Here is an 11,919-nt window from a genome sequence, read left to right on the forward strand (position 1 = left end):
CGGACAAAATATTCAGGAAGTGGCAACCCCGCAAAAATATTTTCTATTTCCAGAATTGCAGGAACTCAATGATCCCCTATCGATGGCGTGATGAAAACCAAGGTTGCTGTTATACTATCGGGCTGCGGCGTCTACGACGGAGCGGAAATCCATGAATCCGTGCTCACTTTACTAGCACTAGCCAGGGCAGACACCCAAGTCTGCTGTATCGCACCGGATATCACGCAACGCCATGTCATTGACCATGCGAGCGGCAATGAACTAGAAGACGAAGACCGCAACGTAATGAGCGAAGCCGCTCGAATCTCGCGCGGTGAAATCCTCCCCCTTGACAACGTAAGAGCCGCAGACTTCGATGCCTTCATTTACATCGGCGGCTTTGGCGTGGCCAAAAACCTTTCGAGCTATGCCTTCGACGGTCGTGACTACGACGTCGATCCGGCAGTTCTGGACCTCATTCAAGCAGCCCACGAAGCTGGCAAGGCTCAGGGCTTCATGTGCATTGCCCCGATTTTAGCCGCTCGTGCACTGGGAGGCAAACAAGTGCAATTGACGATCGGAAATGACCCCGAAACCGCAGCAGCACTCAATGACAAAGGCGCCAAGGCCATTGACTGCCCAGTCGACTCGATCGTAATCGACGAGGCCAATCGGGTCGTAAGTACCCCCGCCTACATGCTAGCAGAATCCATCCTCGAAGCTGAGTCCGGCATCAATCAACTCGTCGAAGCAGTGCTCAAGCTGTGCTAAAGACTGAAAAATTATCCAGATTGAGTACTTGACGACGCGAATTTGAAGCATTTAATCCGCGCATTCCAAACGAGCCTAGCTCCAAAACCTTTAATCTAAGACACACATTCCATGGGACAGCCAAAACGCAAACAATCCAAGCAACGCAGCCGTAAACGCCGCGGTGCCACTACTTTCGCACTTCCACAACTGTCGAAAGACGCGCAAGACGGCACACTTTTCCGTCCGCACCGCGTAAATCCTGCCAATGGCATGTATCGCGGCCGCCAAGTGCTAGACGTTGAAGTCTAAGCATTCGACGCCTCATAACATTGATATCTGACTTCCTATATGGGCGCACCCGGCGGTAAATGCACCATCGCGGTTGACACCATGGGGAGCGACCTCGGGCCCACGGAATTCATCCGTGGGCTTTTGTATGCAACTGAAGAGCTCGCTCTTGATTGCAATTTTACCTTAGTCGGCAAAGGTCGTCTCATCGAACGATTACTCAAGGTTCGCCAACTATCAATCGCCCCTGCCAGAATCAACATCCACCATGCCAGCCAAGTGGTGGAAATGGACGAAAAGCCAATCCAAGCTTTACGTAAGAAAAAAGATTCTTCGATGGCGCAAGCGATTGAGCTGCTACGTGAAGGCAAAGCCGATGCGGTGGTGAGCTGCGGCAATACCGGCGCTCTCATGGCAGGCGGCACACTGCGCCTACGTCCACTCGACGGCGTAGATCGTCCCGCGCTCGGCATCATTATCCCGAGCAAACGCACTCCCTTTGTTCTAATTGATGTCGGCGCCAATCCAGAGTCAACGGCACTCAATCTTGTTCAAAATGCCGTATTAGGAGCCAACTACGCTAAAGCAGCCCTTGGCTGCGAACGCCCGAGAGTCGCGCTGCTGACCATCGGAACCGAAGAAGGCAAAGGCAATAGCCTGATCAACGCAACACATACCGACTTACAAAAAATCAACGGTTCTGTCATCAATTATATAGGCCCCATCGAAGGCTTTCAGTTGTTCGAAGGCAACGTTGATGTCGTCGTCTGTGACGGCTTCGTAGGTAATATCGTACTCAAATCCAGCGAAGCACTCTTCGGCTTTATCGGGGCCACCATCAAAGAAGAACTGGTGCGCAACCTCAAGCGTAAGCTCGGAGCCGCACTCGCGAAATCAGCCTTTCGCGATATGAAGGAGCGCCTAAGCCCAGATCACCACGCGGGAGCCCCACTGCTAGGGCTCAAAGGTAATATTCTGAAATCGCACGGTTCTTCCAATTATATTGCAATTGCCAACGCTTTACGGATTTCCCGCGAAGTAGTGATGCATGATATGATTGACTCAATCGGCTCAGATATCAATCAAGCTAATGACCTGATCTAAATCAAATTGCCTGTCGCTTGACAGACGCAGCGCAATTTCGAATTAGTCATTCAAGTAGAATCAATATTTATCAATGTCTCAGCCAACAAAATCCGTCATCATAACCGGCACCGGTGCCTTTACGCCCGACAATGTAGTGACCAATGATGATATGGCGCAAATTGTAGACACCTCGGACGAATGGATCCGCACGCGCTCGGGGATCAAGGAACGCCGCTTCGCTGCCAAGAACGAAAGCACCAGCGACATGGCATTGCTGGCAGCAGAAAAAGCCATCGATGCCGCCAAAATCGAACGCAGCGAGATCGACCTGATCATCGTTGCCACGATGACGCCCGACATGCCCTTCCCCTCTACGGCTTGCCTCCTACAAAGCAAGCTGGGACTCCCCAACATTACCGCGTTCGACATTCAAGCAGCCTGCTCAGGCTTCATCTACGCCCTAAATGTGGGCAACCAGATGCTACGCACAGGAACCTACAAGAAGGCACTGATCATCGGCGCCGAGAAAATGAGTTCTATATTGGATTTCGAAGACCGCAGCACCTGCGTACTCTTCGGCGATGGCGCTAGTGCCGTCATACTAGAAACAACAGAGGCTCCAGCAGTCGGCTTACTAGACACGATCACAGGCTCTGATGGTTCAGACCCCAGCCTACTCTATCAGGCAGCGGGGGGCTCCGCGATACCAGCGAGTGCCGAGTCGGTTCAAGCCCGCCAACATTTCATAAAAATGAATGGCAAAGAGATCTTCAAACTAGCCGTCCGTGTTATGGGGCAAGTGAGTCAGGATGTCTTAGACCTCCACAATTACAGTGCCGACCAAGTGGATCTACTGATTCCACATCAGGCTAATATGCGCATAATTGACAGCTTGGCCAAGCGAATGAAATTGCCGATGGAGAAATTTCACAATAATCTTGATCGCTTCGGCAATACCTCCGGCGCATCCGTCGGCATCGCTCTGGACGAAGCCTTCCGCAAGGGCCGCATTCAATCAGGTGACCTCATCTTACTGGTCGCTTTCGGGGCAGGCTTGACCTGGGGAGCCTCACTGATCAAATGGCAATAACTGACACTCGCACTCACTAACCTGCAACGCACACACTAATATGCAACGCACTCTCTCAAGCTTTCTTGCCCTCTGGCTCTTACTGGCCAGTTCACTACACGCTGAAATCGGGCTCAACCCATTCAGTTGGTTCTCAGGCGACGATGAAGACATCGTTTCGCTCAACATAGCCAGTGCAGCAGAAGAAGCCGAAGCCGCCAGCATGCTCAAACATGGCAAGGGGCAATTAGAGGCGGGCAGCACAGGCTCCGCGAGTCGCACATTTAAGAAGATAATCAAAGGATACCCCAACGCAAAAGCCACAGCGGATGCACGCTACTATCGCGCACAAATTTATATGACCGAAGGTAGATGGGTCAAAGCTTTCCGAAACCTGCAAGAAATTATTGCCAGACACCCAAACTACGAAAACTTCGATCAAGTCATCAGCTCTCAATTTGACTGCGCAACTGCGCTCATGGAAGGCGCACGTGGCCGCATCCTTTGGATCATTCCCGGATTTAAGCAATACACCGAGGCCACCCGTGAGTTCGAACAAATCGTTCGCAACGCCCCCTACAGTGACTACGCCCCCCTATCGCTAATGAATATCGCCATCGTATCCGAGCGACAGGACAAACCTGAAGAGGCCATCGATGCCTTGGATCGCTTGATCAATTACTACCCACAGAGCATGCTGGCGCCAGACGCATACTACAATATGGCAGAAACTTACTCAAACTTGGTCAAGGGCGCCGAATATGACCAAGGCTCCACCCGCCAAGCGATCAGCTACTACGAAGACTTTCTCATTCTATTCCCACAAAGCAAGCATCTCGGTGAAGTCGAAAGTAACCTGGACTCAATGGAAGATCTACTCGCTCGCAGCCAACTCAGTCTTGGCGATTTTTACTATAATTATCGTTCGAACAATACAGCGGCACTCGTGTTTTACAATGAAACCATTACCATCGCGCCGGAATCGCAAGCAGCGGAAGAAGCACGCCAGCGCATTGCCGATATAGAAGCAGGCGTTAAGCCCACCAACAGCGCGAGCATACTACGTAAAATCCTTTCAGACTAATTGGATTAATTAGACTAATTGGCAGTCACCTCACAAATATAGACAATGAAGATGCTCCCACACGCCCTGCGCGCAACACTGCTCGTCACATTCACAGTTCTGGCAACTGCCTTTACCAGTGCTTGCAAATCCTATCAATTAGGCAACCCCACGGAGCTCCCCTTCAAAACAATCTACATCAAGCCAGTTTCTAACGATAGTTTTGCACCCCAAGCACAAGCACTGCTGAGCACTCAAATTCGTAGCACCTTCATTCGAGATGGTCGAACTCAGCTAGTCACCAGTGCAGAAACTGCTGACGCGGTCCTGTTAGTCAATTTGACTGAATATCAACGAGCCGCCGCCGCAACTCGAAGCGATGACACCGCAACTGCTGCCGACTTCGACCTCACTTTGAGCGCCGAAGTCTCCTTATTTAACCAAAATAAGGGCGATTACTTTTTCCAAGAGCGCATCATTGAAGAGACTTCACACGCCTACGTAAGCAACCCATACCAATCAGCGACAAGTCCTGAAACGCAAGATTTCCTACAGTCTGAATATCAAGCCATGTCCTTGCTCACAAGAGACTTGGCACGTAAGATAACTGACGAAGTGCTGAGCCCTTGGGAAGCGAAATAAATCGCAATCAGCCTGTCCTCCCCTCCACACGCCTAACTTCGATGAAGCCACGATAAGCGCTTCAACGAATCGTGCGCATCGGCACAAGCTCGATCAGTGTCATTTCAGTCGGACAATTAAAGCGCAACGGCGGCAAACCATGCCTGCGATTAGAACCTGCACCAGCAGAAACATTCAGGTACGGAATCCCCACACGCCGAAAGCCCTTCGCCCACTCTCGGGGAATTTCACTATCGATCACCAAAGCTCCGTAAAAAGGTAAGTTGACCTGCCCTCCGTGAGTATGACCCGCCAGACACAAATCTATGGGAGATTCGGCCACTGAAAGCGCATAATTAGGTGAATGCCCAAACAAAATCCGAAAATCATTCGGATTTGACTGCTCTAACCATTGCTCGATTGAGCGCATCGCCCACTGCCCGGACTTTGATTGATATAAGCTCAAGCCATGCAAACTAATAGCCCCCTGCCCCACCTGAATACGTTGCTGACGCGAAGACAACATCACCAAAGGTCGTAAAGCCTCTGGCTGATAACGATATAACTCACGTTCCGTGTCACCAAAAACTGCATAACTCCCATAACGTGGATTCACTTTTTCTATGAGAGCGTGCAATTTTGGCCACTCGCTTTCAAAAGTCGCTGGAGCGACCACCTGGAGGAAATCGCCAGTATTGATAATTAAATCAGGCTGCAGCTCCTGAATCCGTTCAAAAATGCTCTCCTGATATGCACCTATTGCCCCTGCCTGAATATCCGCAATGTGCAAAATACGCACCGTCTGATCCAATTTTGGCGTCTCCAAACGCACCTGTCGCACCACTAGCCGCTCCGGCTCCACATAGGTGACATAATACCGCAACAAAAACAAATCGAGCCCTAAGAAGGCATAGATACCTGCCACCCAGATTAAGGAGCGCCGCGAACTCGTCCACGTCACAGCAAGCCCTAGACATAGCCCTGCGACTCCAAACAAAATCAAGGGAAGCTCAAATAAATTAAAATCATACGCACGGTGTATGATCGTAAAGTTCGGCGCAAGCATCCCATCCTGAATATATAAATAATTACGCACCAAAACATACAGTCCGATCACAAGAGCGATTAAGCTCCCCCAGACCCAAATACGTCCACTACGTGAGCGTGAAGCCACATCGGTCATTCCAAGGCCTGTCAGCTCCGTCATAATCCAGCCTGCTTTCTAACTACTAGACGAATACTAAACGGGATCAGTGCCAATGCCCCAAAAAACCAGCAAAGCGTCAACTCCACAGATGCCTGAAATCCACTCTGCCTAGCTTTTTGATACATCATAACTCCTAAAAACAAATTAATTATCTGCAAATTACAAAACAGCACTAAAAACGCAATCGGATGATCCGCAAAGCTACGCGCTGCATCATAGCTGGCGGTGGTCACAACTTCAGGCAATAATGCCGCTTGATAAGAACGCCAAAGTAAAATCAGCAAGATCAGCGAAAACAACGGCACCACCGACCATGGCTGAGCAATCCACCGCATATAACGAGCGCGCGGAAAAGCAATCATCGCGATCCAAAACGGGGCCGTCATCAAGGTAATCACCAAAAACAACGTATCCAATTCACGCGCTCCAAACAGCTCAATCAACCAAATCGGCATGCCTGCGATGGTACAATTACAATAAACGACCGAATGACACCCCGTTCAAACACAAGCTATCCGACAATCTTTGCATAAGCCTCAATATATCGCTCAAGAGTCCCCGCCAAGACATCCACTGGCAGTGCTGGCGGCGGCGGCGTCTTATCCCAATCCAAAGACTCAAGATAATCCCGCACAAACTGCTTATCGTAAGAAGGTTGCGCCCCTCCCGGCGCAAAACTACCTTTAGGCCAGTAACGCGAGGAATCTGGCGTTAAGATTTCATCAATCAGATAAAGCTTCCCCTCACTATCGGTACCAAATTCAAACTTAGTGTCTGCCAAAATAATACCTGCCGCATCGGCGCGCGCCAGTCCCATGGCATACAATCCAAGACTTAAATCATGCACCCGCCGAAAAAGGTCTTTGCCAATCAATTTGGCAGCATCTGCACAATCGATTGGCATATCGTGTCCGCTCGCCGCCTTTGTCGTCGGCGTAAAGAGAGGTTTAGGCAAGGCACTACTCTCCAACAAATCATCCGGCAAGGGATATTCAAATAATGCCCCGGATTGCTGATAGGCCTTCCACCCCGACCCCGACAAATAACCTCTAACCACTGCTTCGATAGGGAGCGGCTTCAATTTTTTAACGATCATACTACGATACTGAAGCTCAGGATAGGCTTCACCAAGTTTAGCAATACGTGCAGCATGATTATCAACCAGATGGTGTTCAGTCAGCTGCTCGGCACACCCAAACCAATAGAGGCTAATTTGAGTCAGTAAAATACCTTTCCCCGCCAAGCCCTCATTCATCACCACGTCAAATGCCGACACACGATCAGTCGCAACCATCAGCAGCGCGTCTCCCATATCAAAAACTTCTCGAACTTTCCCCGCAGCTACTAGCGGATATGGCAGCCCCTCCACTTTAAGGAGTGCTTTTTCAGGCATCGGAAACGGTAAATCAATATTGGACATAGCCCTTAGATGAGTAACTGAGGCCCGCCGCGCAAACGGATTTTAGAGGTAAAATGAGAAAAAATGCACTTTTTTGAAAAAAGGGCTTGCAGAGATGAATCCGAAACGTAGCTTCCGTGACTTCTCCTCACCTCCCGTTCGTCTAGCCCGGTCTAGGACACCTGGTTTTCATCCAGGCAACAGGGGTTCGAATCCCCTACGGGAGGCCATTTTAAATGGCAATTAGAGCGGATTTGCTAATTACATTTAGCAAATCCGTTTTTTTTTGTATCTACCAACTCCCAAGCGAATAATCAGGCCCAGAGCTCCCCTGACTCTATCAAACTGAAATGCGCCGACTTTTGTTCCAGCCGGCTACAAGTGCGATCGACGCTAATCACCGACATACAAATGTGAAGGCCTTGTAAAAAGGAAGCGCTCAAAGCTTATCCGATTTACAGGCATGTGCTAAAAACTCAAATACGTATCTTCACAGGCCCAAACTAAGGCTCCTACTTAGATCAAGCTCACTCCAAACCTATCAGATACAAGATAACCAAGCATTTCATATAATTTCCTTCAAAAGCGACCACGTAACTCAACAATTCGACGAATCAGACACGTGAGTCATTGGAATGGAACGGACAGCTTAAAATCGCGCCTCCCTCACAGCAGCGAGCGCAGGGAAAACGTGATCCCAATATGTATTAAGCGCCATTCCTAGGCTCTACCGTAAAATACAGGGCGAATGCAGCCAGAATAGGCTTGCTTCAAAGGCAACGCGAACGATCCACTCAGCGCCTAATCCATATCACATAAAAAAGAAACTTTTAGATGACTCCTTTGTCAGTTTGTAACAGGAACACCCTAACCGTTCCAAACCGAATAACTCAACTTAAGTATTTCCATAATCATGACACAGCTATTAGATGCCAATAAGCCAGAGACTCATCGCAACCCGAACCTAAATATCGCAATGAAAAAAGTAATCGTCATCGAAGATCAAACAATCATGCGCGACCTCATTTGTCAGTTGATTAGCGGTTACCCGAATATGCAGGTAATCGCGCAGTCGGGCGATGGTGCTGAGGGTTATGAGCTTTGCCTGGAGCAGGCACCAGATCTAGTGATATTGGATATCATGCTCCCAAAGCTGAACGGCAGTGAGGTGCTGCGTCGCTTAAAAGCTAAAAACCCTAAAATCAATATTCTGATATTCTCCGCGGCGTCGTCCAATACAATGGTCAATCGTCTCTTAAAGTCCGGTGTCACCGGTTATATTGAAAAAGATGCGGGACTGGAAGAGCTGGAAAAAGCAATCAATTTAGTGTCAGAAGGACGCTCTTACTTCAGCCCGCGGGTAGTCGATGCCATGCGTGAACTCATGGTTAGTGGTGGACAGGATGATTCATTGGAAGCGCTCACCACCCGCGAACGGGAAATCGTTCAATTAATCGCTGAAAGCTACAGCAATAAAGAAATTGCGGCAAAACTGGGCATGAGTGTTCGCACCGCGGATACTCACCGAACCAATATCATGAAGAAACTGGATTTACATGATGTTGCTGCACTGACCCGCTGGGCGATTGCCAATTTACTCGTCGACCCCAGCGATGGCGACATTAGCACAGCGCAGTCCTAGCGCCACACTTTCACCGCACACACTACGCGGCAGCATTGACTTCAGCGGCTGCAGTCTTTGCATGCAGGCAGTATGGGTAATTCTTTTGGCACACTATTTCGTATTTCCACTTGGGGTGAGAGTCACGGCGGCGGCATTGGCGTTGTAATCGACGGCTGCCCGCCACGCCTACCGCTTTCGGTTGAAGAAATACAAATTGAACTGGATCGCCGCCGCCCAGGCCAGAGCGATATTACGACACCTCGTAAAGAAAGCGACCGCGCCGAAATCGTGTCAGGCATCTACGATGGTCTAACCACAGGCACCCCGATCGGGATTTACGTACCCAATGGGGACCATCGCCCTGCTGCCTACTCAGAAATGAAGGATAAATTCCGTCCTTCTCACGCGGACTTCACGTACCAAACAAAATTTGGCATTCGTAACCACGAAGGTGGTGGCCGCTCCTCCGCACGCGAAACCATTGGTCGCGTGGCCGCAGGCGCCATTGCCAAGAAAATCTTAAAGCTTAGCGGCGACATTGAAGTACGCGCCTACATCACCCGCGTCCACGACATTGAAATGCCCGCAATGAACCACTTTCCAAGCCTGGAAGAGGTCGAGGCCAGCCCCGTACGCTGTCCACACGCAGCGACAGCCGAAAAAATGGTCGACCGTATTAAAGCGATGCGCAACGAAGGTGACTCCGTGGGGGGCCTCATCGAATGCCGCGTACGTAATGTTCCCGTAGGTCTAGGCGTGCCTGTCTTTGACAGACTGGAGGCCGACTTAGCCAAAGCCATGCTCTCCATCCCCGCAACCAAGGGCTTCGAAATCGGCAGCGGCTTCGCCGGCTCACTTATGCAAGGCTCCGAGCATAATGACATTTTCGTCAATAAAGAGGGCCACATAGGCACCGCCACCAATCGCTCCGGTGGTGTGCAAGGCGGAATCAGCAACGGCGAAGAGCTCATTTTCCGCGTAGCCTTCAAACCGACGGCTACGCTCATACAAAAACAGGCCACAGTTGACAAAGAAGGCAACGAGACCGAATTGATGGGCCGCGGACGCCACGACCCTTGTGTCGTACCACGCGCCGTGCCAATTGTCGAATCTATGGCCGCACTGGTAATCATCGACCACTGGATGCGCCACAAAGCACAATGCCAGAGCTTCGGCTTCGAAAATAAATAAAAACTCAGCTCTCAAAAACCACAATGTCCGACCTAGCCCCCCTAGTGTACTTAGTCTACGGAATCCCGAATTCAGGACGCCGCGAAGTCATTTTCGATTTAATCGAAGGCGGCATCCCCCAATCGGAGCAGGTGCTCTACTTTCGACCAGCTGATGAAGCAGACAGTACTCACGATGAACAGATCGAAGCACTCGAAAACGTAAGCGTCGTCGAATGGAGCTTAAAGGACAGTAAGGTAGCTCACGGCAAAATCACCGCAGCACCTGACAAAATTATTTTCTTAGCCCCCGGCCTCAGCGATCCCGCCGATTGCGCGGAAGCCATCAAAGCTTGGACGGATCACAATCGTTGTCGAATTGCACGCATCATTACAGTAGTACACTGTCATTTACTCTCTGTGCAGGAAAAAGCAAAATCATGGTTTGATGCCTGTATCCACTTTTCGGATGTCGTACTTCTAAACCGTCGCGAGGAGGCCGGCAATAAATGGGTCAAAGACTTTGAAACTGCCTATAAAAAGATGTGCAATCCAGCCCGCTTCATCATGGTTAAAAAAGGCCGCGTCACCAACCCTGCCGAAGTACTCGACCCCGAAGCACGGCGCGTCTCACTTTATTTCGATGAACTCATCCCAATTGAAGACGATGAATTCGAGGACGAACATCAGCCCGACGACATAAAGCCCGATATGTACATTGAGCGTCTGGAAAGTGGTCAACGTGCCAAGCCCATTCCCGAAATAGGCAAGTTACTCAGCTAGCCATCTCTTTCTCAATGGTCGTCAAGCGACGCTGCTTCTGCCCCAACTTTGGAATGCAGGCAATCAACGCCTTCGTATAAGGATGCTGCGGGCGGCTCAAAACCGTATCCACCGGCCCCTGCTCGACGACGTCTCCGCGATACATCACAATCACTTCATCGGCAAAACCTTTTACAATGCCGAAATTATGCGTAATCAACACGATACTCATACCTAGTTTCGCACGCAGGTCCCGTAACAAATCCATAATCTGCGCCTGAATAGTCACATCAAGTGCTGTCGTAGGCTCATCGGCAATCAACAAGTCTGGTTCGCAGGCCAAGGCCATCGCAATCATTACCCGTTGCTGCATGCCACCGCTCATCTCATGCGGATAGGCACTGTAACGCTGCCCGGCGTCCCGAATGCCAACTAACTCAAGCAGCTCCACAACCCGGCCTCTCACATCATTAATGTCGGGGCGGTGCAATTTAACCGCTTCCGCAATCTGATAGCCCACCGTAAAGACCGGATTGAGCGATGAGGATGGTTCTTGAAAAATATAGGCGATGCCATTGCCTCGGAGATTTCGAATCGCTTCGGCGTTCATCTTTAACACATCCTCCCCCTGAAATAGGATTTCCCCACTCACACTGCAACTCGGCGACGCAGGCAATAACTGAGTCAAAGCCATGCAGCTGACACTTTTCCCACTGCCACTTTCTCCAAGAATGGCCACCGTCTGTCCGCCCGCCTGCACTGAAAAATTGATACCGTGTACCACCTCGTTGGACTCGCCGCGCGAGTGAAAAGCAATACGTAGATCGGAAACTTTGAGCAGGTCGGTCATGAGAAAATAAACACTAAACATCGAACACCGAACGTCCAATGCTGAATTC

13 protein-coding genes and 1 tRNA gene are annotated in these 11,919 nt (G+C 50.2%); 10 read left to right on the forward strand and 4 right to left on the reverse strand.

Annotated features, from left to right (window positions below; translation table 11 throughout):
* Positions 1–90: 90 nt before the first annotated feature.
* The 6 genes from elbB to lptE all read left to right on the forward strand — a co-directional run bounded on the left by elbB (position 91) and on the right by lptE (position 4,880).
* Positions 91–750, forward strand: a complete 660-nt coding sequence (elbB, locus tag QEH59_RS01710) for an isoprenoid biosynthesis glyoxalase ElbB (protein WP_308983634.1) — start codon at positions 91–93, stop codon at positions 748–750.
* 111 nt (positions 751–861) lie between these two features.
* A complete protein-coding gene (rpmF, locus tag QEH59_RS01715; RefSeq protein WP_308983635.1) occupies positions 862–1,041 on the forward strand; it encodes a 50S ribosomal protein L32 in 180 nt (59 codons plus the stop codon).
* Between the two features lie 39 nt (positions 1,042–1,080).
* Complete coding sequence (gene plsX / locus QEH59_RS01720; RefSeq protein ID WP_308983636.1) at positions 1,081–2,124, forward strand: phosphate acyltransferase PlsX; 1,044 nt, start codon at positions 1,081–1,083, stop codon at positions 2,122–2,124.
* 73 nt (positions 2,125–2,197) lie between these two features.
* Positions 2,198–3,196: a beta-ketoacyl-ACP synthase III gene (locus QEH59_RS01725; RefSeq protein WP_308983637.1), complete on the forward strand. Its 999-nt coding sequence runs from the start codon at positions 2,198–2,200 to the stop codon at positions 3,194–3,196.
* Between the two features lie 40 nt (positions 3,197–3,236).
* Complete coding sequence (gene bamD / locus QEH59_RS01730; RefSeq protein ID WP_308983638.1) at positions 3,237–4,259, forward strand: outer membrane protein assembly factor BamD; 1,023 nt, start codon at positions 3,237–3,239, stop codon at positions 4,257–4,259.
* Positions 4,260–4,304: 45 nt separating this feature from the next.
* On the forward strand, positions 4,305–4,880 hold the full coding sequence (lptE, locus tag QEH59_RS01735) for an LPS assembly lipoprotein LptE (RefSeq protein ID WP_308983639.1): 576 nt from the start codon (positions 4,305–4,307) through the stop codon (positions 4,878–4,880).
* Positions 4,881–4,941: 61 nt separating this feature from the next.
* Here lptE and QEH59_RS01740 read toward each other — a convergent pair whose 3' ends face one another.
* The 3 genes from QEH59_RS01740 to QEH59_RS01750 all read right to left on the reverse strand — a co-directional run bounded on the left by QEH59_RS01740 (position 4,942) and on the right by QEH59_RS01750 (position 7,486).
* A complete protein-coding gene (locus QEH59_RS01740) occupies positions 4,942–6,066 on the reverse strand; it encodes a metallophosphoesterase (RefSeq protein ID WP_308983640.1) in 1,125 nt (374 codons plus the stop codon).
* Positions 6,063–6,509: an abscisic acid-deficient protein Aba4 family protein gene (locus QEH59_RS01745; RefSeq protein ID WP_308983641.1), complete on the reverse strand. Its 447-nt coding sequence runs from the start codon at positions 6,507–6,509 to the stop codon at positions 6,063–6,065. The genes QEH59_RS01740 and QEH59_RS01745 overlap by 4 nt, the downstream gene beginning before the upstream one ends.
* Positions 6,510–6,577: 68 nt before the next feature.
* Positions 6,578–7,486, reverse strand: a complete 909-nt coding sequence (locus QEH59_RS01750; RefSeq protein ID WP_308983642.1) for a phosphoribosylaminoimidazolesuccinocarboxamide synthase — start codon at positions 7,484–7,486, stop codon at positions 6,578–6,580.
* Between the two features lie 131 nt (positions 7,487–7,617).
* Here QEH59_RS01750 and QEH59_RS01755 point away from each other — a divergent pair.
* The 4 genes from QEH59_RS01755 (at position 7,618) to QEH59_RS01770 (ending at position 11,041) form a co-directional block, all read left to right on the forward strand.
* Positions 7,618–7,695: transfer RNA gene (locus QEH59_RS01755), tRNA-Glu, on the forward strand.
* 683 nt (positions 7,696–8,378) lie between these two features.
* Complete coding sequence (locus QEH59_RS01760) at positions 8,379–9,107, forward strand: response regulator transcription factor (RefSeq protein ID WP_308983643.1); 729 nt, start codon at positions 8,379–8,381, stop codon at positions 9,105–9,107.
* A gap of 72 nt (positions 9,108–9,179) precedes the next feature.
* Positions 9,180–10,280, forward strand: a complete 1,101-nt coding sequence (aroC, locus tag QEH59_RS01765; protein ID WP_308983644.1) for a chorismate synthase — start codon at positions 9,180–9,182, stop codon at positions 10,278–10,280.
* A gap of 23 nt (positions 10,281–10,303) precedes the next feature.
* A complete protein-coding gene (locus tag QEH59_RS01770) occupies positions 10,304–11,041 on the forward strand; it encodes a GTP-binding protein (RefSeq protein ID WP_308983645.1) in 738 nt (245 codons plus the stop codon).
* On the opposite strand, the gene QEH59_RS01775 is transcribed toward QEH59_RS01770, so the two are convergent.
* Positions 11,034–11,870 (reverse strand): ABC transporter ATP-binding protein, encoded by an 837-nt coding sequence (locus tag QEH59_RS01775; protein WP_308983646.1) that lies wholly within the window; start codon positions 11,868–11,870, stop codon positions 11,034–11,036. The two genes, QEH59_RS01770 and QEH59_RS01775, sit on opposite strands and share 8 nt — an antisense overlap.
* Positions 11,871–11,919: the final 49 nt, after the last annotated feature.

Origin of the sequence: Thalassobacterium sedimentorum (assembly GCF_031127905.1) — a bacterium.
In the GTDB taxonomy this organism is placed as follows: Bacteria; Verrucomicrobiota; Verrucomicrobiia; order Opitutales; family Coraliomargaritaceae; genus Thalassobacterium; species Thalassobacterium sedimentorum.